This window comes from Peptoniphilus asaccharolyticus DSM 20463, assembly GCF_900176115.1.
Taxonomy (GTDB): domain Bacteria; phylum Bacillota; class Clostridia; order Tissierellales; family Peptoniphilaceae; genus Peptoniphilus; species Peptoniphilus asaccharolyticus.
Window position 1 is genome coordinate 25,261 of record NZ_FWWR01000017.1, and the last position, 21,839, is coordinate 47,099.

Below are 21,839 nucleotides of genomic sequence, written 5' to 3' on the forward strand. Positions count from 1 at the left end.
AACTTAATATAATAGAAAGCGTTTTTTGTGGTATAATCCTAGCAAAAGGGAGGTAATTTATGAAAAAGAGAATATTGAGTATCGTAATGATGCTTGCAGTAGTTATGAGTTTAGTAGGATGTACTCCAAACGTTGCAGCATATTTAGAAAAAACTAAAGAGGTACAAAATTGGGAAGGTTCTAAAATATCAGGACAAGCAGAAGTTAAAGTATCTTTTAAAGACGAACAAGGCAAAGCACAAGAAGTTAAAATGCCAATGACAGTATCAGGCGTTTCAGAAGGAAAAGAAAAAGCAGAAGTTAAAGTATCTATGGATATGACAGCTATTAAGAAAATGGCTCCAGCAGAAGAGGCTGAAGAAGCTATGAAGATGATTCCTGACAAATTTGAAATGCATATGTTTGTAGACGGAAGTAAAATCTACATAAATAAAGATTACTTTAAAGCTATGGCAATGGGCAACAAAGAAGCTTTAGCGAACATCAAAGAAGACTATATACTTTTAGCAACAGACGAAGAAAATTCAGTTGCAATGATGCCACAAAAAGCAGTTATGGAATATGTAAACTCTGCTGAATTCAACGCTGATATAATGAGTATTCTAAACAAGGCTCTTGAAGGATACAAACCAGTAGTTGATATGAAAGTTGAAGGAAACAAATTCACTTACGAAGCTACATCTGACCAAATGGCACAAGAAATTATAAACTCAGTTACAACTATCGTAGCAAACTGGGATAAAGTTTCAGGAGACATTTACAAATTAGCAAACAAGATGGAAGCTGGCGTAGACGAAGCTACTATCAAAGAAGCAGTTAAAGGATTTAAGAAAGACGACTTTGCTAAGTCAGTTAACGAAGCAAAAGAAAAAATCAAGGGTTCAAGCTTAAAATCATCAATAGACTTTAAAGAAGGAAAATACCTACAAGAAATGGTATTAGACTTAAAAGTTAAAGATATGTTCAACATGGTTATGACTATGAAGTCTGAAGCAGTAAAAGATGATTCAGTAAAAGTTATGATTCCTAAATCAGTTAAGAAATTAACTTCAGAAGAATATATGGACTTAATTTTCCATATGGACAAAACACCTATAATAAACGTAAGAGTTAATGCAGAAGAATTAGACTTCGTAGATCAACAACCTACAATAGTTGAAGGAAGAACTTTAGTACCATTCAGAGCACTTCTTGAAAAATTAGGAGCAAAAGTTGAATGGAACGAAAAAACTCAAATGGTTACAGCAACTAAAGCTGATAAAACTATCGTTCTTAAAATAGGTTCAAACAAAGCAACAGTAGATGGAAAAGAAGTTACACTTGATGTGCCGGCTGTAATAGAAAACGGACGTACTATAGTTCCACTAAGATTCTTATCAGAAAACTTAGGCTACAAAGTTAAATTCGATGCAGAAATGGCACCATTTTATGTAATAGACATCTACAATACTACAGATGAAAAATTAGCTGAAACACTTAAAGCAAAAGAAGACGCTATGATTGCTGAATTTGCAAAGATGGAAAAAGAAAGTCTTGAAAAAGCAAATAAGACTGAAAAAGCTAATTCAGTAGGAATCATAGGTGGTAAAGATTCTGAAACTAAAATAAAAGTAAAGTAAAATTAAATAAAGATTTATGAATTAAAAACAGAATTTACATCGTAAAAAAGTCACTAGATAAAACAAAAATCTAGTGACTTTTTTTGATAGAGATAATTTATCATAACAAGTGCAACATAAATAAACTCATAGCTAATCAGCTGTGTTAATATGTAAGTGACCAAACAAAACATATTAAAAGGAGTGATTAACTATGAGCTATAACCATCTTACCATAGAAGAAAGATCTTGTATTTACCAATTTTTAAATTTAGGAATGAGTATAAGGAAAATTGCACAAGCACTTAAAAGGTCACCTAGTACAATATCTAGAGAAATTAAAAGAAATTCATCTAAGATAAAAGTTAGTAGGGGAAGTTACACTAAGTACTTTCCGATAAAGGCAAATGATAAATATATTGATAGAAGAAAAGACTGCCATAGAAAAAGTAAATTTTCTAAAGATGTTATTGATTATTTAACTGTAAAGATTAACGAACATTGGTCCCCTGAACAAATATCAAATAGAAACACAAATGAGATTCATGAATTACCATCTACATCAACGATATATAGAATGATACACGCCAAAAAGCTGCCAAAAACTAGTATGAAAAATTTGAGAAGAAAAGCTAAATTTAAAAGGCCAGCAGAAAAAAGAGGAAAATTCAATGATAAAGGTAGAACAATTAAGAAAAGACCTAAAGAGATATACAGAAGGCAAGAATTAGGCCACTGGGAAGCAGATACAGTGGAATCAGGCAGATTAGATCATAAAAGGAAAAGTAGATGTTGTTTCGTAACTTTAGCAGAAAGAAAATCTAGATATTATATAGCAATCCTAGTTGAAAATAGAAAGTCGGAAAGCGTAACACCAGCAATAATAAATAGCATTAAAAGATTATCCAAAAGAATTAGTAAAAACAATAACCTTTGATAGAGGTAAAGAATTTTCAGAATTTGAAGAAAATAAGAAAAAGAATTAGGATGCAAAACTTATTTTTGTGATCCCTATTGTGCATGGCAAAAAGGTACAAATGAAAATAGTAACGGACTTTTGAGGGAGTTTTATCCTAAGGGTATGGATTTATCAGAAGTGAATATTGATGAATTAAATTATAACTTAAGTTTAATGAATAATAGACCTAGAAAATGTATAAAATATAAAACACCTAAAGAAGAACTTTTTGGTCTCTTACCATAGGTGTTGCATTTGATTTGACAATTCGTCTAGATAAAAAATTATAAAGCCCAAAGATTATCTCTGGGCTTATCTCAACTAAGGAGAATAGATTGTAAGTCTCCTATAACTATTTACTTTCTAATTTATTGATAGCAGTAACAAGTGCGTCTACATCAATGCCGTGAACCATAGCCGCTTCTTCAAGAGATTCCATTTGAGAAGCTGGGCACATTACACAGCCCATTCCAAAGCTCATTAGAGTTCCTATTGCTTCTGGTTTATCTTTAAGGATTTCTCCTATAATTGTACTTTTAGTAACTGTCATTTCAGTCCTCCTTTAATATTTATCACGCTTAGACCTTTGAAAGTAGATTCACCTTCGTGGTATCCAAGAGTAAGAACAAAATTTGTATCCTTATTTATACCCGCTGGTAGGGAATTTAATTTAATATTTTTTGATTTTAAGATGAAAGTTTCGCTTTTGCCATCTTGTTCCACTTTAACTACTGGTGTAAGTCTTAAACTACCTTTGAATTTAAGTTGGATAGGAGTTAATAGAAGTACATTTTCATCTTCAAGATATTCTATTTCTAAAGCGTGTTGCTTTCCATCATCAGTTCTGCCGATGATGTTAGTGTTTTTAGTGAAGTCGTATACGCTAATAGAATCTTTATCCAAAGTTAAATCTTTAGTGTTTGAAGAAAGTGCAGATGTTAAGTTAACTAATTTGACTTCTTCTCTTGAAGTTAAGTCTTTAGGTTCAACTTTTTCTGGTTTTATTAGAACTTTTCTTTCGGCTTCATTATAATCTACTACAAATCCTAAGTTTTTTCCCAAGTCTCTTAGCTTGAAGTAGTTGTTGCCATTAATTAGATAGCCATTGTATTTAACTTTGTCGTTGTCAACACGAGCTTGTTGGAAAGCTGGTTGAATTTGAATTTCTTTTGAGTCTGACTTAGTTAAATCTGAGGAAAGCGGTGTATATTTTGAAAATCTTTGAATTGTTATATTGTTGGTATCTTTATTGAATCCAACGTCAAATCCAACTTCTGTATCTTTTAGTACTGCGGCTATATCACGTAGTTTAAAGTAGTTACTACCGTCAATATTATATCCTTGTACTTCGACTTGCTTTCCGTCTAAGAATACGGCTTGGTCTGTTACAGTAGCTTCTTGGGCTGAAACTGCACTTGAAAGAGAAACAGCTAATAGAGCTGATAAAATTATCTTTTTCATAAATACCTCCTTGTTCATAGTATATCACTTTAGATTATACCATATATGAAATTGAGCATAATAGCAATAAAAACAATTTCTAACTTTTATAGTATAACTACTTGGGCTATAATAGATGAGGAACGATATAGTTATTTGTATTGTAACAGTAGACTAATAAAAAAATCTATAATTAGAAAACCTTATTTTTGGGTAGGGGCTTTGTTGATAATGTAGGTTTTATTTGTTATAATTACATAAAAGATGGGATTAGTTCCAGTATATGGAATCGGGAGGTGTGTGTATGTGGACTAGCGAAACTATGACGTTGGGAGAAGCTGCCATTTATTCTATAACAGCCATAGCGGTTGTATTTTTGGCTCTTATTTCGATAGCATTATTTGTAAAGATTATCTCAGCTGTCGTTGGCGCAGTGGTAAAAGAAGAATCTGTTACAAAACCCACAGCTGTTCAATCAAAACCGGTTGAACCAAAACAAGATTTAAGCTTAGTTGCAGCAGTAATTGCAGCAGTATCAGAAGAAACTAAATTATCAGTAGATAAATTCAAGATAGTGTCTATTGAAGAAAAGAAATAATTAGGAGGCAAATTTAAGATGAAGTATCAAGTAAAAGTAGATGGAAAAACATTTGAAGTAGAAGTAGAAAAAGTAGGTGGCGGGCCAAGATCATTAACTATGGCAGATTTCGGAGCACCTCAAGCACCAACAGCTCCAGTAGCTCCAGCTGCACCAGTAGCACCAGCTCCAGCTCCAGCAGCTCCTGTTCAAGAAGCTAAACCAGCTGCAGCATCAACAGGTGGAGACGCAGTTATATCACCAATGCCAGGAACAATACTTAAAGTTAATGTAAATGATGGAGCTTCTGTAAACGCAGGGGATGTTATCATTATTCTTGAAGCTATGAAAATGGAAAATGAAATTGTTGCAACAGCTTCAGGTACAGTTTCATTAAAAGTTAAACAAGGAGAAACAGTTGACACTGATCAACTATTAGCAGAAATAAAGTAAGATAATTAGGAGGAAACTAAATTGAATTTCTTTTCAGTATTACAAGGCATCTTAGGCCAATCAGGCTTCGCAGCCATGACATGGCAACAAGGTGTAATGTTCTTAGTATCTTTTATCCTATTATATCTTGCAATTAAAAAGCAATTTGAACCGCTTCTTCTTTTACCTATAGCGTTCGGTATGTTACTTACTAACTTACCAGATGCAGGTCTTATGAGAGAGGCGACAGATCACTGGTATAATTCAGGGGTATTGAGAATAATTTATGGGGGAGTAAAATCTAACCTATTCCCATGTCTAATATTCATGGGCGTTGGAGCGATGACTGACTTCTCTCCATTAATCGCAAATCCGATTTCATTATTATTGGGTTCAGCAGCACAAATTGGTATTTATGTTGCGTTTATGATAGCTATCGCTTTAGGTTTTTCACCTCAAGAAGCAGCTTCAATCGGTATCATAGGTGGTGCTGACGGTCCTACAGCAATATTCACTACATCACAATTAGCACCGGAATTATTAGCACCAATAGCTGTAGCGGCTTATTCATACATGGCGCTTATTCCTATAATTCAACCGCCAATTATGAAAGCGCTTACAACTAAAAAAGAAAGAGAAACTAAAATGGTTGCTCTTAGAAAAGTATCAAAGGCTGAAAAAATTATATTCCCAGTAGTGGTAGTATTATTTACAGCTTTATTACTTCCATCAGTAGCACCTTTATTAGGTATGTTGATGTTAGGTAACTTATTTAAAGAATCAGGTGTTACAGCAAGACTTTCTGACACTGCTCAAAACGCATTGATGAATATAGTAACTATAATGCTTGGAACTACAGTTGGGGCAACTGCAAGTGGAGAAGCTTTCTTAAATGTTAAGACAATTCAAATTATATGTTTAGGACTTATAGCTTTTGCAGCAGCAACAGCAGCAGGCGTACTTTTTGGAAAAGTGTTATACTATGTAACAGGAGGAAAGATAAATCCTCTTATAGGTTCAGCTGGGGTATCTGCGGTGCCAATGGCAGCCAGAGTATCACAAGTTGAAGGTAGAAAGTATAATCCGACAAACTTCCTATTGATGCACGCAATGGGACCTAACGTTGCTGGAGTTATCGGTTCAGCAGTAGCTGCCGGACTATTCTTATTAGTACTTGGTTGAAAAATTTGAGAACCTTATTTTAAGGTTCTCAATTGATGTGTAAATAAAAAAGGAGGAAATCACATTGAGTAAAGTAATGAGTTTAAAAGACGCCGTTAGCAAATATGTAGAAGATGGCGATGTAATCAGCTTTGGTGGATTTACAACAAACAGAAAACCTTATGCTGCTGTTTATGAAATTCTAAGACAAGGACAAAAAGACTTCATAGCTGAAGCAGGTCCAGCTGGTGGAGACTGGGATATGATGATAGGAGAAGATAGAGTTAAGGCTTATATCAACTGCTATACAGCAAACTCAGGATACACTAACGTATCAAGAAGATTTAGAAAAGCAATCGAACAAGGTAAATTATTATTTGAAGACTATTCACAAGACGTTGAAATGCTAAGACTTCACGCAGCATCTCTTGGTCTTCCATACCTACCAGTAAAACTTATGATGGGAACTGACTTAGTTGACAAATGGGGGATTTCTAAAGAAGAAAGACAAAAAATAGACAAACTTCCAAATGACAAATTTGTTTATGTAGAAAATCCTTTCACTGATGACAAAAAAGTTGTTGCAGTACCAGTTCCAGTAATTGATACAGCAGTTATCCACGTACAAGTTGCTTCTCCAGACGGAACTTGCAGAATTATCGGAGACGAATTCCACGATGTTGACATAGCTGTAGCAGCAAGAAAAACAATTGTAACTTGTGAAGAATTAGTAAGTAACGAACAAATAAGACGTGACCCAACTCTTAACTCAATCCCAGGATTCTGTGTAGACGCAGTAGTTCACGTACCATACGGTGCTCACCCATCACAATGTTATGATTATTATGATTATGACCCAGCATTCTACAAAATGTATGACAAAGTAAGTAAAGCAGATGAAGACTTCGATGCATACATGAAAGAATGGGTTTACGACATTGAAGATCACGAACAATACTTAAATAAATTAGGCGCAACAAGATTAATTAACTTACATCCTGTTCAAGGCTTTGGATATGCTACAAATGTCCTAAAGGAGGTTAAATAATGGCAAGATACGATAACTATACAAACAAAGAAATGCAAGCGGTAACAATCGCTAGACAAATCAAAAACGATCAAATTGTTATAGTAGGTACAGGACTTCCGCTAATCGGAGCTTCTGTAGCTAAGAGAGCTTTCGCTCCTGAATGTCAAATAATAGTAGAAAGTGGTCTTATGGACTGTTCTCCAATCGAAGTTCCAAGATCTGTAGGAGACAACAGATTCATGGCACAATGTGCTGTTCAATGGCCAAACGTAAGATTCATAGGTTTCGAAGCTTGTGAATGGTTACACAACAAAGAAAGAATGATAGCTTTCATAGGTGGAGCTCAAATCGACCCATACGGAAATGTAAACTCAACTGTAATAGGAGATTACAACAATCCTAAGACAAGATTTACAGGTTCAGGTGGAGCTAATGGTATCGCTTCTTATGTAAACACTGTTATCATGATGCAACACGAAAAAAGAAGATTCATGGAAAAAATAGATTACATCACATCTCCTGGTTGGATGGACGGCCCTGGCGGAAGAACTCGTGCTGGTATTCCTGAAAACGTAGGACCACAAATGGTTGTAACTGACAGAGGTATCTTAAAATTCGACGAAGATACTAAGAAAATGTATCTAGCTGGATACTATCCAACATCAAGCCCTGAAGATGTACTTGAAAACACAGGATTTGATATAGATGTTTCTCGTGCTGTATTACTTGAAGCACCAGACGAAGCAGTAATTAAGCTAATAAGAGAAGAAATCGACCCAGGCGAAGCATTTATCAAAGTGCCAACAGAATAAAAAACGAGAGGAAATTCATGAGTAACTATTCATTAAATCCATATTTTAAACATATGCAAACAATTGGTAGCCCTATCAAAGCGGCTAACCAAGAAAATTTCGACCTTGTAAGACAAGTTGAAATGGAAATCCAAGAAGCTATAGAAAAAGCTCAAGCAACTGGAAAGCCAGATGAAAAAGTAAACGAAAGAGGAGAATGGACAGCACTTCAAAGACTTGCAGAATTAGTTGACGAAGGAACATGGTGCCCACTAAACTCACTATTTGACCCAGGGGATAATGATACAGGATCAACTGGTATCATCAAAGGTCTTGGACGTATCAATGGAAAATGGGCTATGATAATAGCTTCAGATAACAAGAAACTTGCAGGAGCTTGGGTTCCTCATCAAGCTGAAAACCTTGTTAGAGCATCTGATACAGCTAAGAGACTTAGAGTGCCTCTAGTATATGTATTAAACTGTTCAGGGGTAAAACTTGACGTTCAAGAACAAGTATATCCAAACAGAATAGGTGGAGGTACTCCATTCTATAGAAATGCTGAACTTAACCAATTAGGTATTCCTGTAATAGTTGGTATCTACGGTACTAACCCAGCAGGTGGTGGATACCACTCAATTTCACCTACAATCCTTATAGCTCACAAAGATGCTAACATGGCAGTTGGTGGAGCAGGTATACTTGGTGGTATGAATCCTAAGGGATATATAGATGAAGAAAGTGCAAACCAAATTGCAGATGCAACAGCTAATGCAAAGAAGGTTGCTCCTCCAGGATCTGTTGGAGTTCACTTCGCACAAACTGGTTTCTTCAGAGAAGTATATGTTGAAGAAGAAGGCGTACTTGAAGGAATTAAAAAATATGTAGATATGCTTCCATCATACGATCCAGAATTCTTCAGAGTAGATGATCCTAAGAACCCAGCATTTGATGTAAATGATCTATACTCAATAGTTCCGATGAACCCTAAAAAAGTTTATGATGTTTACGATGTAATCGCTAGACTTATCGACGGTTCTGAATTTATGGAATACAAGAAGAGCTACGGTCCAGAAATGGTAACTGGTGTTGCTAAGATAGCTGGTCTTCCAGTAGGTATCGTTGCAAACGCTCAAGGATTCCTTATGAACTATCCTGAATATAAAGAAAAAGCTATCGGAATCGGTGGAAAGTTATATAGACAAGGTCTTATCAAAATGAACGAGTTTGTAACTCTTTGTTCAAGAGACAAACTTCCTATCATTTGGATTCAAGATACATCAGGAATCGATGTAGGTGATGACGCAGAAAAGGCTGAATTATTAGGTCTTGGACAATCACTAATCTACTCAATTCAAAATTCTCAAATTCCACAAATGGAAATCACTTTGAGAAAAGGTACAGCAGCAGCTCACTACGTACTAGGTGGTCCACAAGGAAATGCAACTAATGCATTCTCAATCGGAACAGCAGCTACAGAAATCAACGTAATGAATGGAGAAACAGCAGCAGTAGCTATGTACTCAAGACGTCTTGCTAAAGATAAGAAAGCAGGAAAAGATCTTCAACCAACAATCGACAAAATGAATGCTTTAATTGAAGATTACAATGCAAAATCAAGACCAGCTTTCTGTGCTAAGACAGGTATGGTTGATGAAATTGTAAACTTGAATGCAATCAGAAACTACATGATCGCATTCACAGAAGCATCTTATCAAAACCCTGAGCATGTATGCCCTGTTCATCAAATGCTTCTTCCAAGAATCATTAGAGATTTCGACAATCTTTATAGGAAGTAAAATATTAGCAGGCTGCAAAGCCTGCTTTTTACATACTTGGTGTTTTTGACATAAACTTGGCTTAGTAGTACAATTATTCTCGTAAGAAAAACTATAAATTTAATATAATTAATTTAATTATGGAAGGGAAAGTATGACAGAATCTATTTACACTATGGGGATAGACATAGGGTCTACCGCCACTAAAGGTGTAATTTTAAAGAATGGTAGAGAAATAATAGCTAAAACTGTTATAGATGTTGGAGCAGGTACAAGCGGTCCTAAAAGGGCTATAAAGAGTGTACTTGAAGCGGCTAATATGAAGAGAGAAGATATCCAATATGTAATGGCTACTGGATATGGAAGAAATGCTCTTGAAGAAGCAGATTTCCAAATGTCTGAGTTATCTTGTCACGCAAAAGGAGCTTACTTCTTGTTCCCAAGAGTACACACTATTATTGATATAGGTGGTCAAGATGCCAAAGCGCTTAAGATAGGCGATGGGGGAGTTCTTGACAACTTTGTTATGAATGACAAGTGTGCAGCAGGTACTGGGAGATTTTTAGACGTAATAGCTAAAGTATTGGAAGTAAATGTATCTCAACTTGAAGAGCTTGACGAAAAGAGTGAAAAGGACATTGCAATTTCTTCAACATGTACAGTATTTGCTGAATCAGAAGTAATTTCTCAACTTGCACAAGGAACTAAGATTGAAGATATAATTAAGGGAATACACGTTGCTATAGCAAGTCGTGTAGGATCTTTAGCAAAACGTGTAGGAGTTCAAGACGATGTTGTAATGACAGGTGGTGTGGCTTTAAACAAAGGTATGGTCAGAGCACTTGAAAGAAATATCGGTCATAAAATTCACACTTCTGAATTATGCCAATTAAATGGTGCTTTAGGAGCAGCATTGTTTGGATATCAAAAATACCAAAATATTTTAAAGAAGCAACAAAGGGACGCTAATAAATAAAAGGAGCCTTTTTTGGAGGAGGAAATATGGCTAAAAAAGTTTTAGAAAAAATACCGGGAATAAAACCAAGACCGGTAGAAGGACACAAACCGGCAGCAGCAGTATTAAGAAGTGTAGTAGACGCTGTTTATGGAGATGCATGGGATGCAAAGCAAAGAGGAGAATTAGTAGGATGGAGTTCATCCAAATTCCCAATCGAACTTGCAAAAGCATTTGATTTACAAGTTGTATATCCAGAAAACCACGCAGCTACAACAGCAGCTAAAAAAGATGGTCTTAGACTATGTAATGCAGCAGAAGACATGGGATATGACAATGATATCTGCGGATACGCAAGAATATCTATAGCATTTGCAGCAGGAGAACCTACTGACTCAAGAAAGATGCCTCAACCAGACTTCGTACTTTGCTGTAACAACATCTGTAACATGATGACAAAGTGGTATGAAAATATCGCTAGAATCCACAATATACCAATGATAATGGTGGATTTCCCATTCCAAAATACAAAAGAAGTATCTGAAGAAAAAATTGACTACATGGTAGGACAATTTGAACACGCTATCAAACAACTTGAAGAATTAACTGGCAAAAAATTTGACCAAAAGAAATTCGAAGATGCTTGTGCAATAGCTAATAGAACAGCAGCAGCTTGGTTAAAAGCTTGTTCATACATGGCTTATAAACCATCTCCACTAAGCGGATTTGACCTATTTAACCATATGGCAGACATCGTAGCTGCAAGATGTGACATTAGAGCAGCTGAAGGATTTGAACTTCTTTCTGAAGAATTCGAACAATCAGTAAGAGAAGGTACTTCAACTTGGGAATACCCAGAAGAACACAGAATTCTATTCGAAGGAATTCCTTGTTGGCCAGCACTTAGACCACTTTTCGAACCACTAAAGAACGCAGGTGTTAACGTAACAGCAGTTGTATACGCTCCAGCATTCGGTTTCCAATACAACGGAATCAGAGAAATGGCAGCAGCTTACTCAAAAGCACCATGTTCAGTATGTATCGAAGATGGGGTTGAGTGGAGAGAAACAATGGCTAAAGAAAACGGAATTAGTGGTGCCCTTGTAAACTACAACAGATCATGTAAACCTTGGTCAGGAGCAATGCCTGAAATAGAAAGACGTTGGAAAGAAGACTTAGATATTCCAGTAGTTCACTTCGATGGAGACCAAGCCGATGAAAGAAACTTCTCTGAAGAACAATATAAGACAAGAGTTCAAGGTCTTGTTGAAATAATGGACGAAAGAAAAGAAGAGAGAGAAGCTAAGGGTGAAGAAGTTTATACAAACTTTGAAAACACTAAAGAAACTGATTGGTCAAAGCCAACTATTGATTGAGGTGTAGCATGGAAATTAGAGAAATATTAGATAAATTAACACATATCGCAAATAACCAAAGAGAACAAATAGATAAATACCTTGCAGAAGGTAAAAAAGTAGTAGGGATATTCCCATACTATGCACCTGAAGAAATAGCTCACGCAGGTGGATTAGTTCCAATAGGAATTTGGGGAGGACAAGGTCCTATAGATAAAGCTAAAAACTATTTCCCAACATTCTACTATTCATTAGCATTAAGATGTTTAGAAATGGCTTTAGACGGAACACTTGATGGACTTAGCGCATCAATGGTAACAACTCTTGATGACACACTAAGACCTTTCTCTCAAAACTATAAAGTTTCTGCAGGTAGAAAAATACCTATGGTATTCTTAAACCACGGACAACACAGAAAAGAAGAGTTCGGTAGAATCTACAATGCAAAAATATTTGATAATGCAAGAAAAGAACTTGAAAAAATCTGTGGAGTAGAAATACCAGATGAAAACTTTGCTAAGACTTTTGAAATCTATAACGAAAATAGAGCGTTAAAGAGAGAGTTTATAAAATTAGCAGCAGATCACAGACAAACTGTAAAAGCATCAGAAAGATGTCTTGTACTTAAAGCATCATGGCATATGCTAAAAGAAGAACACAACGAACTTCTTAGAGAATTAAATGCTAAACTTAGAGAACTTCCAGTAGAAGAATGGGACGGACCAAGAGTTGTTACAAGTGGTGTAATCACTGATAACGAAGGTCTATTACAAGTATTCGATGACTATAAGATCAATATAGTAGCAGATGACGTAGCAAGTGAATCAAGAGGATTCAGAATAGATGTTGATACATCAATTACAGATCCAATGATGGCACTTTCTGACCAATTTGCAAGAATGGACGAAGACCCAATTCTTTACGATCCAGATATCTGGAAGAGACCAGAATTCGTTGTTAAACTTGCTGAAGATAACGATGCAGACGGATGTTTATTATTTATGATGAATTTCAACGATACAGAAGAAATGGAATATCCATCACTTAAACAAGCTTATGAAGAAGCTGGAATTCCACTTATCAAAATGGGATATGACCAACAAATGTCTGACTTCGGACAAGTTAAGACACAACTTGAAACATTCAACGAAATGGTTCAACTTAACAGAATGTAATAACAAAAAGGACTTCTCGAAAATGAGAAGTCCTCTTTTAATGCAAATTTTTAGATTAATTTAGATTTTAAGATGTTAAGTGTAGATTAATTAAACTGTTGGGAAATATCTTTTAAGATAATACAAAGCTACGCAATGAATTATAAAAAATAAAGGGACTAAAATTTTAAACTTAAACTTTTTAGTTTTGTGGTGACAAATATACATACCGAGCAACGCTCCCAAACTTCCAAATAAAAAACTAAAAAGAAGTAGAGTTTGTTCCGAAATTCTCTGAGAGCCGCTAATTGCTTTTCGTTTATCGATAAAGTACAAAAGAAAAGTGATTAGATTTATAATTGCTAAAAATATGTATATATTCAAAGTATCCCTCCTAAAACAAATTAAAATAAAAATCGACAGACTTTTAATCTGTCGTTTATATTTTAAGCTCTAACTCTTTTATCGGCAGGAGCTTTTACAGTAATTTCAAATTGTCCAATTATAAAGGAAGAAACAATAGTTGTCAGCAAAGAAAATATAATTCTTCCCATAGGTATATATAATAAAGACATAGTCAAAACCAAGGCATCAGTTAAAAAATAAATTTTACTAATATTTAAGTTTAATTTATTTGATAGGACAAGAGCCAAGGCATCATCTCCACCTGCTGCACAAGCTTGTGAAACAATAAGTCCACATCCCACTCCAATTCCTATTCCACCAATTAAGGCAGAAACTATTGGGAAGTTGTATAGACTTGGGACAATTGCTCCAGTAGTTAAAAATATTTTATAAAAAATAGCAAAACTTACACAAGCAACGGCAGTTCTTTTTAAAAATCTTTTTCCAAAGAAGGAAACTCCCAAGCTAAAACAAGCAAAGTCAAGTATAGGACTTATTATAGCAGGGTCTAAATTAAAAAGTTTGTATAAGAGCATTGTGAGTCCTAAGACTCCTCCTTCAGTTATGCTGGATTGCATATGTATATTCACAAGAGTAAAAGACATTATGCATGAGCCGATAATTATACGTACGATACCTTTTCGAGAAAGTTCGAAAAAGTTTAAAAATTGATTTAGCATTTTTACACCTCCTCGTTTTTTAAGAAGAGAGTAAATCTTTACAACCAAAAAAAGATAGCTACGGTCATAAGGAAAACCCTCGTACTTTGCAATCTAATGATGGTGTTGATGCTTTTTTATTTTTTGGATTTTTTCTTGTAAAAACTCTGAGCTTCTAAGTATTTTTTTAGCCTTTAAAAATTCCACATCAGGACTTCTCCAGGCTCTTCATCAATATATAGGCATCAGATAAAAACTACCAAAACGGTAACCACCGCAAAACGCTAAAATCTATTAATAGTATATCGTTTATTGGGAAATAACTCAATTACTTAATTATAAACTAAAAGTTTAATAAACAACTAAACAGAGAAGTTAAATATTAGATGAAAGTAATATTATTTAAAGACTTATAGTTTATATAATTAGTTAGTTATCTAAATAAAATGCTTTTGATTGGTGTAGTTTTACACAATAAATCCACAGATTGTGGATAATAATCAACAGAAAATTAACGAACATCTGTGTAACAATGTGTGGATAATGTGGATAGTTTTGTGGATTATGTAAATAAAGGGGAATAGAGCAGTTTTTGATTGTGAATATAGCTGTGCAAAATAAAATGGCTAAAAATAGAGAAGTATAAGCACTTTTCAAAAGTACTAAATGATAATCTCTAAATTTAGCCGTATATTTATGTGGATAAGTATTACTTTCACAGAAGTTATTCACATTACATATCTTCAAGTTCAATCCACTCATCATAAATAGTGGATAAAGAGTCGGAAAGTTCTTGTCTTTTGTTACTAAGTTCTTGAACTTTTTCAATATCTGAATATATTTCTGGGTTGGAAAGTTCAGTATCTATTTCGTTGATTTGTGATTCAAATGATTCAATTTCTTTTTCCAGTTTTTCTTTTTGAATTCTTAATTTTTTTTGCTCATCACGTTGTTGTTTTACCTGCTTCTTTTGGTTTTGAAGTTGTGTTTTAGAAACAACCACTTCGTCGTCGTCATCATCGCCCTTAGTTTTTTGGAGATAATAGTCATAGTTGCCTAAGAACTCATCCATTCCATCTGGATTCATCTTCAATATCTTATCACAAGTTGAATTTAAGAAGTATCTATCGTGGGAAATGGAAATTACTGTGCCTTCAAAAGAGCGAATGGCCTCTTCGAAAACTTCTTTTGAGTCTATGTCCAAGTGGTTTGTAGGCTCATCTAAGAAAAGAGTGTTAGCGCCCTTTAGCATAAGCTTTAAAATAGATACACGACCTTTTTCGCCACCTGATAAATCTCCTATAATTTTGAATACATCATCACCAATGAATAAAAATTTTGCAAGGTATGAACGTATTTCGTAGTGGTTTAGCTTAGGATATTCGTCCCATATCTCATCGATAACAGTATTATCTGGATTTAGATGCTCCATCTCTTGATCGAAGTAAGCTATTTTAAGCTTTGATCCGTATTGAATTACACCGGAAGTCTTTTCCAATTCTTCTGTGAGAATTTTGAATAGAGTAGATTTTCCAACGCCATTGTCGCCTATGATTCCGCATTTCTCATTTTTATAGATGTTAAATGTAATATTTTCAAATATTTTTTTATTTGGAAATGATTTTGCAAGGTCTCTAACTTGCAGGACATCTTTTCCTGATTCATAAAGCGGGGTGAAAGTTAACTTAGTCTTTTTAGTTTCGTTTGGTGGAGTTACTCTCTTCATCTTATCCAAGAGTTTTTGACGAGATTTACCTTGGCGAATAAATCTATCTCGACCAAGTCCCATATAACGTTCTATAATTTGCTCTTGTCTTTTTATTTCTTTTTGTTGATTTTCATATTGCTTAGTGAGTTGCTCAATTTGTTTTTTACGTTCTTTTACATAGACGTCATAGTTTCCAACGAAAGTGGTTAGGCTATGGTTTTCAAGTAGTACAATTTTATTGACTACATTATTTAAGAAGTATCTATCGTGGGAGATGATTATACAAGCTCCGAGATAGTCTTTTAAATATTTTTCAAGCCATGATATTGCGTCCACATCCAAATGGTTTGTCGGCTCGTCAAGAAGCATTAAATCAGGTTTAGAAAGTAATAGCTTTGCAAGTCCAACTCTAGATTTTTGACCTCCGGAGAGAGTATTGACATATCTTTCAAAATCTTCTTCTGAAAAGCCAAGACCAATAAGTGTTCCTCTAATCATTGAAGGATATGAAAAACCTCCAAGTTCCATAAATTTTTCTTGTAGGTGTCCATAGCGTTCTATGTCACTTTCTAAATTTGAGTTGTCTGGATCAGAGAGTCTGTGTTCTAAATTTTTAAGCTCCGAGTCCATCTTTATTAAGTTGTTAAATTCTTTTTCACAAGCTCCATATATAGTAAGGCCTTCTTCGAAATCGTGCTCTTGTCTTAAATAGCCGATTTTAATATCTTTTGGGATTATTATGTCGCCCTCGTCCTTTGAGATTTCTCCGGAGATAATCTTTAGCAGAGTGGTCTTTCCGCTACCGTTGTTTCCAATTAGTCCGATTTTATCTCTATCTTCTACAATCATATTCACAGATTCTAAAATAGGATCAACTATATATGACTTGGATAAATTTTGTATGTTTAAAATCATTTATTTTACCTCATTTTTTCATTCTATCAAATTTTACTTTTAATTTAAAGATTGATATAATTAGAATATACATAGGGAGGGTTAGACGTGGCAGCTAAGAACAAGGTATCAGAAACTGTCATCAGAAGATTGCCGATATATCACAGGATAATTTCAGAAGTGGTTTCAAAGGGAATAGAGCGAATTTCATCTCAAGAACTTAGTAAACTAACAGGATTTACGGCAAGCCAAATAAGACAGGACTTAAACAATTTTGGTGGGTTCGGACAACAGGGATACGGATACAATACAGAAGCTCTTAAACAAGAAGTTTCAGAAATTCTGGGCATGAATCATGAATATAGAACTGTAGTTATAGGAGCAGGTAGACTTGGAACGGCAATTGCTGACTATGAAGGTATAAAAAATAGCGGTTTTAAAATCCTTGCTCTATTTGATAATGATAAGAATAAAGTGGGTAAAGATGTAAGTGGAATTTCAATCTTAGACATCCAAGAATTAGAAAATTTTGTGAAGTCAAATAAGGTTGATGTTGCAGTTATAACAGTCCCTAAAAGTGTAGCAGTTGATGTAATTTATAAATTAGCATCATTTGGCATAAAGGGAATTTGGAATTTTGCCCCAGTTGACGTATCAGTTGAAGGGCCAGTTATAGAAAATATAAGGATAAATGATTCACTATTCAAACTATCCTACTATTTAAAGAACAATGATTAAACCGGGTGAACCGGTTTTTTTAATATATATTATATTGAGGAGAAACGATGAAGATAGAGAGCTTGGATGGAAAAGTAATATTAAGAGGCGCAACAAACTTTGTACCCAAACAAATTTTTGAATGTGGCCAAGCGTTTAGATGGGAAGTAAAAGAGGACGGCTCATATACCACAGTTGCATTTGGAAAAGTGCTAAACGTTAAAATCAAAGATGGATTGGTCGAATTAGATACCACAATAGAGGAATTTGAAAAAATTTGGAGAGATTATTTCGACTTGGATAGAGACTATGTGGCTATGAGAGAAGAGCTATCTTTTGAAGAAACTTTAAAAGATGCAATGGAATACGGAAGTGGAATAAGGATTCTAAATCAAGACCCATTTGAAACGATAATTACATTTATAATTTCTCAAAATTCAAATATAACTCGTATAAAGAATGCAGTTAATTTTATAGCTAATGAATACGGAGAAAAAATAGACGAAGAGCATTCAAGATTTCCAACTCCAAGTGAGCTTGCAATGGCAAAAGTTGAGGATTTGAGAGAAAAGGCGAGAGTTGGTTATAGAGATAGATACATTGTAGAATCTTCTAAGATGATAAGAGATGGGCTTTTGGATATGGAAGTTTTAAGAAAAGCTGACATAGAAACCGCAAGAAAAGAACTTATGAAATTGCCGGGAGTAGGCCCTAAGGTTTGCGACTGCATATTGCTTTTTGCTTTTAAGAGAAGCGAATCTTTCCCGGTTGATGTGTGGATAAAGCGAGTAATGGAAGAATTATACCTTGGAAAAGTAACTCCAAAGGGAAAAATAGCAGACGAAGGAAGAAGAATATTCGGTCAAAATGCAGGCTTTGCTCAACAATATCTCTTCTATTATGGAAGAGAAAATAAGGTGGGCAAAGAATGATAGGAGTATTAGTAAATGCAATAGGAGTAATAATCTGCTCGGTTCTTGGAACTAAAATCGGAATGAGATTTAGCAAAGATTTACAAGAACAAATACTTAATTTACTTGGAATATGCGTTGTAGTGATAGGGGTTTCATCTTCTTTAAAGGGAGAAAATATTTTGCTTACAGTCTGTTCGTGTGCAATAGGAGTAATAATAGGCTATCTGTTGGATATAGACGGCAAATTAAATGCACTTGGAAGAAAAGTAAATAGTATGTTTTCAAGAGAGGGAACTGAATCCACCTTTATAGAAGGATTTGTAACTTCAACTCTTATTTTCTGTATAGGATCTATGGGGATAGTTGGCTCGATAAATGCAGGCTTAATGGGAGATAACTCAATGCTCTTTACAAAGGCGATACTTGACTCTGTAATATCAATAGCTCTTGCCTCTACACTTGGAATAGGAGTGGCATTCTCCGGAGTTATAATATTTCTATATCAAGGGATGTTCGTTCTTTTGGCATCAGTGTTCAAAGATGTCTTCACAGCCTCCATGATTACCAGCATCACTGGAGTAGGAGGAGTTTTGATAATAGCCATAGGGCTTAATATTATGGAAATTAAGAAGTTAAAAAATGCAAATATGATACCGGCTTTAGTTATCCCAATAGGCTACGAACTGCTTACAAACGCATTTTAGACAAAGGTAAAAAAAGGTAAAATTATACTTGAAAAACAAAATTCATTGTATTATTATAAGAATATAAGCACTCGACCTGTAAGAGTGCTAATCTCGAGGAGGGAATTATGATTTTAAAACCATTAGATGACAAAATAGTAATAAAAAAAGTAGAGAAAGAAGAAACAACAGCATCAGGAATTGTGCTACCAAACTCAGCAAAAGAAGAATCAAATTTAGCTGAAGTAGTGGCTATCGGAAAGAAAATAACAACTGATGAAGAAACAAAAGACGAATTAAAAGTTGGAGACCAAGTTATCTTCTCTAAGTACGCAGGTACAGAAGTTGAACTTGAAAAAGTAAAATACACAATTCTAAAATATACAGATATTTTAGCTGTAATTGAATAAGAGTTAAACGGGAGGAAATATGGCTAAGGAAATTAAATTTTCAGAAGACGCTAGAAAAGGACTTATTGACGGAATCAATAAACTTGCAAACACAGTAAAGGTTACACTTGGACCAAAGGGAAGAAATGTAATCCTTGATAAAGAATACGGAGCACCACTTATCACAAATGACGGTGTTACAATCGCAAGAGAAATAGAATTTGAAGATAAATTTGAAAATATGGGTGCACAACTTTTAAAAGAAGTTGCAACTAAGACAAATGACGTTGCCGGAGACGGTACAACAACAGCTACACTTTTGGCTCAAGCTATCACAATCGAAGGAATGAGAAACTTAGCAGCTGGCGCAAATCCTATGGTATTACAAAAGGGAATTAAAAAAGCAGTAGATGCAACAGTTGAAGAAATCAAAAAATTCTCAAGATCAGTAGAGACAAAAGAAGCTATAGCACAAGTAGCAGCTAATTCATCAGCAGACGAAGAAGTTGGTAAACTTATTGCAGAAGCTATGGAAAAAGTTGGAAAAGATGGAGTAATCACTATTGAAGAATCTAAGTCAATGGGAACAAGCCTTGAAGTTGTAGAAGGTATGCAATTTGACAGAGGATACGTATCTCCATATATGGTAACTGACAATGAAAAAATGGTTGCTGAAATGGAAAGCCCATACATCTTAATCACAGACAGAAAGATTACTAATATCCAAGATTTACTTCCACTTCTTGAACAAGTTCTTCAACAATCAAAACCACTTCTTGTAATTGCAGAAGACATTGAAGGCGAAGCACTTGCTACATTAGTATTAAATAAATTAAGAGGAACTCTTAACATAGTTGGAGTTAAAGCTCCTGGATATGGCGACAGAAGAAAAGAAATGCTACAAGATATTGCTATCTTAACAGGTGGTAAAGTAGTTTCTTCAGACCTTGGAGAAGAATTAAAAGACGCTACAATTGAAGTTTTGGGACAAGCTCAAAAAGTAAGAGTTGAAAAAGACCTTACAGTTATAGTAGATGGAGCTGGAAACAAAGAAGACCTTGCTGCAAGAGTACAACAAATCAAAGCTCAAGCAGAAGAGACAACTTCAGAATTCGACAAAGAAAAACTTCAAGAAAGACTTGCAAAACTTTCTGGCGGAGTTGCAGTAGTTCAAGTTGGAGCGGCAACAGAAGTTGAACTTAAAGAGAGAAAACTTAGAATAGAAGATGCACTTTCAGCAACAAGAGCAGCAGTAGAAGAAGGTATTGTTGCAGGTGGTGGAACAGTGCTTGTAGACTGTATCGGAGTGGTTGAAAAACTTTACGAAGAAACAGAAGGTGATGAAAAAACAGGTGTTGGAATAATCTTAAAAGCATTAGAAGCACCAGTTAGACAAATAGCTGAAAATGCAGGACTTGAAGGTTCAGTAATTGCAGACAAAGTAAAAGCAGAAAAACCAGGTATAGGATACAATGCCTACACAGGAGAATATATGGACATGGTAGCTGGTGGAATAGTTGACCCAACAAAGGTAACAAGATCAGCATTACAAAACGCAGCATCAGTTGCATCCATGATTCTTACAACAGAAGCAGCAGTTGCTTCAATACCAAAAGATGAACCACAAATGCCTATGAACCCAGGAATGGGCATGATGTAACAATATATGAAGAATCCGATTCGAAAGAGTCGGATTTTTTGTTGTGAGAAATTTGTTTGGGGATTATTGTAGGGGACGCAAGAGCGAAGCGAAGCCGTCCCGTGCATCCCAAACCGAACGACAGCCAAAGGCGTTGGAATATTGGTGTTGGAATTAATAACCAAAAAATCATTTGTGAATTGTGAACTGCATTATCCTCAAACTGTAACGGGCGGGCTTCGCTACGCTCATGCCGCCCCTACGTCTGTGTGCATCCTAACGTAATTAAAGCGCACAAACTATTTGAAAATGATACTTCATGATTATTTAAAATATCCACAAAAATCATTACTTAACCATTAAAAACATGACCCCAATCCCACCACAAACAAAATCGTTGCCTAAATATTTATAAAAAATTCCGCCACACACGACAACACGGACAAATGCTCCAACAAAATACCAAAAAATATTTAAATAAAAAATTAAATTATAAAAATATATGAAAAATAAACTTAAATTTAGTACAAAAACAATCATCAAAGTGATAGAATAACTATAAGTAAGTAAGTAAGTAAGTAAGTAAGTAAGTAAGTAAGTAA

The 21,839-nt window shown here is 34.8% G+C and carries 20 protein-coding genes and 1 pseudogene; 16 read left to right on the forward strand and 5 right to left on the reverse strand.

The features are described 5' to 3' along the window. Positions 1-59 precede the first annotated feature (59 nt). Positions 60-1,619, forward strand: a complete 1,560-nt coding sequence (locus tag B8869_RS10075) for a copper amine oxidase N-terminal domain-containing protein (RefSeq protein ID WP_084231489.1) — start codon at positions 60-62, stop codon at positions 1,617-1,619. A 193-nt stretch (positions 1,620-1,812) separates the two neighbouring features. Continuing rightward, a pseudogene (locus B8869_RS10080) lies at positions 1,813-2,802 on the forward strand (IS30 family transposase). 106 nt (positions 2,803-2,908) lie between these two features. Here the strand turns inward: B8869_RS10080 and B8869_RS10085 are convergent. Continuing rightward, entirely contained in the window at positions 2,909-3,106 is a 198-nt protein-coding gene (locus B8869_RS10085; protein WP_084231490.1) for a DUF1858 domain-containing protein, read from the reverse strand. Continuing rightward, positions 3,103-4,017, reverse strand: coding sequence for a stalk domain-containing protein (locus tag B8869_RS10090; protein WP_084231491.1), 915 nt, complete (start codon positions 4,015-4,017; stop codon positions 3,103-3,105). Before B8869_RS10090 ends, B8869_RS10085 begins: the two co-directional genes overlap by 4 nt. Before the next feature lie 283 nt (positions 4,018-4,300). Here B8869_RS10090 and B8869_RS10095 point away from each other — a divergent pair, with 283 nt between their 5' ends. The 9 genes from B8869_RS10095 (at position 4,301) to B8869_RS10135 (ending at position 13,250) form a co-directional block, all read left to right on the forward strand. Further along, positions 4,301-4,594, forward strand: coding sequence for an OadG family protein (locus B8869_RS10095; protein WP_234989840.1), 294 nt, complete (start codon positions 4,301-4,303; stop codon positions 4,592-4,594). Between the two features lie 18 nt (positions 4,595-4,612). After that, on the forward strand, positions 4,613-5,026 hold the full coding sequence (locus B8869_RS10100) for a biotin/lipoyl-containing protein (protein ID WP_084231493.1): 414 nt from the start codon (positions 4,613-4,615) through the stop codon (positions 5,024-5,026). 75 nt (positions 5,027-5,101) lie between these two features. After that, positions 5,102-6,187 carry a sodium ion-translocating decarboxylase subunit beta gene (locus B8869_RS10105; protein WP_144018000.1) on the forward strand — a complete coding sequence of 362 codons (1,086 nt, stop codon included), beginning with the start codon at positions 5,102-5,104 and terminating at the stop codon, positions 6,185-6,187. 64 nt (positions 6,188-6,251) lie between these two features. Beyond that, positions 6,252-7,214 (forward strand): glutaconate CoA-transferase subunit A, encoded by a 963-nt coding sequence (gene gctA / locus B8869_RS10110; RefSeq protein ID WP_084231495.1) that lies wholly within the window; start codon positions 6,252-6,254, stop codon positions 7,212-7,214. Further along, positions 7,214-8,008, forward strand: coding sequence for a glutaconate CoA-transferase subunit B (gene gctB, locus B8869_RS10115; protein ID WP_084231496.1), 795 nt, complete (start codon positions 7,214-7,216; stop codon positions 8,006-8,008). Before gctA ends, gctB begins: the two co-directional genes overlap by 1 nt. Before the next feature lie 17 nt (positions 8,009-8,025). Continuing rightward, positions 8,026-9,786, forward strand: a complete 1,761-nt coding sequence (locus B8869_RS10120; RefSeq protein WP_084231497.1) for an acyl-CoA carboxylase subunit beta — start codon at positions 8,026-8,028, stop codon at positions 9,784-9,786. 133 nt (positions 9,787-9,919) lie between these two features. Next, positions 9,920-10,741 (forward strand): acyl-CoA dehydratase activase, encoded by an 822-nt coding sequence (locus B8869_RS10125; RefSeq protein WP_084231498.1) that lies wholly within the window; start codon positions 9,920-9,922, stop codon positions 10,739-10,741. A gap of 26 nt (positions 10,742-10,767) precedes the next feature. Next, positions 10,768-12,096 carry a 2-hydroxyacyl-CoA dehydratase subunit D gene (locus tag B8869_RS10130; protein ID WP_084231499.1) on the forward strand — a complete coding sequence of 443 codons (1,329 nt, stop codon included), beginning with the start codon at positions 10,768-10,770 and terminating at the stop codon, positions 12,094-12,096. Between the two features lie 8 nt (positions 12,097-12,104). After that, on the forward strand, positions 12,105-13,250 hold the full coding sequence (locus B8869_RS10135) for a 2-hydroxyacyl-CoA dehydratase subunit D (protein ID WP_084231500.1): 1,146 nt from the start codon (positions 12,105-12,107) through the stop codon (positions 13,248-13,250). A 90-nt stretch (positions 13,251-13,340) separates the two neighbouring features. On the opposite strand, the gene B8869_RS10140 is transcribed toward B8869_RS10135, so the two are convergent. From B8869_RS10140 to B8869_RS10150, 3 genes are all read right to left on the reverse strand, one after another. Continuing rightward, the gene (locus B8869_RS10140; RefSeq protein ID WP_084231501.1) at positions 13,341-13,613 is read right to left on the reverse strand and encodes a DUF1294 domain-containing protein; all 273 of its coding nucleotides are present in this window, start codon (positions 13,611-13,613) and stop codon (positions 13,341-13,343) included. 62 nt (positions 13,614-13,675) lie between these two features. After that, entirely contained in the window at positions 13,676-14,314 is a 639-nt protein-coding gene (locus tag B8869_RS10145; RefSeq protein ID WP_084231502.1) for a YitT family protein, read from the reverse strand. A 712-nt stretch (positions 14,315-15,026) separates the two neighbouring features. Continuing rightward, positions 15,027-16,916, reverse strand: a complete 1,890-nt coding sequence (locus B8869_RS10150; RefSeq protein WP_084231503.1) for an ABC-F family ATP-binding cassette domain-containing protein — start codon at positions 16,914-16,916, stop codon at positions 15,027-15,029. An 87-nt stretch (positions 16,917-17,003) separates the two neighbouring features. Here B8869_RS10150 and B8869_RS10155 point away from each other — a divergent pair, with 87 nt between their 5' ends. The 5 genes from B8869_RS10155 (at position 17,004) to groL (ending at position 21,258) form a co-directional block, all read left to right on the forward strand. Next, complete coding sequence (locus B8869_RS10155; RefSeq protein ID WP_084231504.1) at positions 17,004-17,633, forward strand: redox-sensing transcriptional repressor Rex; 630 nt, start codon at positions 17,004-17,006, stop codon at positions 17,631-17,633. Between the two features lie 47 nt (positions 17,634-17,680). Further along, positions 17,681-18,544, forward strand: a complete 864-nt coding sequence (locus tag B8869_RS10160; RefSeq protein ID WP_084231505.1) for a DNA-3-methyladenine glycosylase family protein — start codon at positions 17,681-17,683, stop codon at positions 18,542-18,544. After that, a complete protein-coding gene (locus B8869_RS10165; protein ID WP_084231506.1) occupies positions 18,541-19,230 on the forward strand; it encodes a DUF554 domain-containing protein in 690 nt (229 codons plus the stop codon). Before B8869_RS10160 ends, B8869_RS10165 begins: the two co-directional genes overlap by 4 nt. A gap of 107 nt (positions 19,231-19,337) precedes the next feature. After that, positions 19,338-19,619 carry a co-chaperone GroES gene (locus B8869_RS10170; RefSeq protein WP_084231507.1) on the forward strand — a complete coding sequence of 94 codons (282 nt, stop codon included), beginning with the start codon at positions 19,338-19,340 and terminating at the stop codon, positions 19,617-19,619. A gap of 19 nt (positions 19,620-19,638) precedes the next feature. Further along, positions 19,639-21,258 carry a chaperonin GroEL gene (gene groL, locus B8869_RS10175; RefSeq protein WP_084231508.1) on the forward strand — a complete coding sequence of 540 codons (1,620 nt, stop codon included), beginning with the start codon at positions 19,639-19,641 and terminating at the stop codon, positions 21,256-21,258. Positions 21,259-21,839 lie beyond the last annotated feature (581 nt).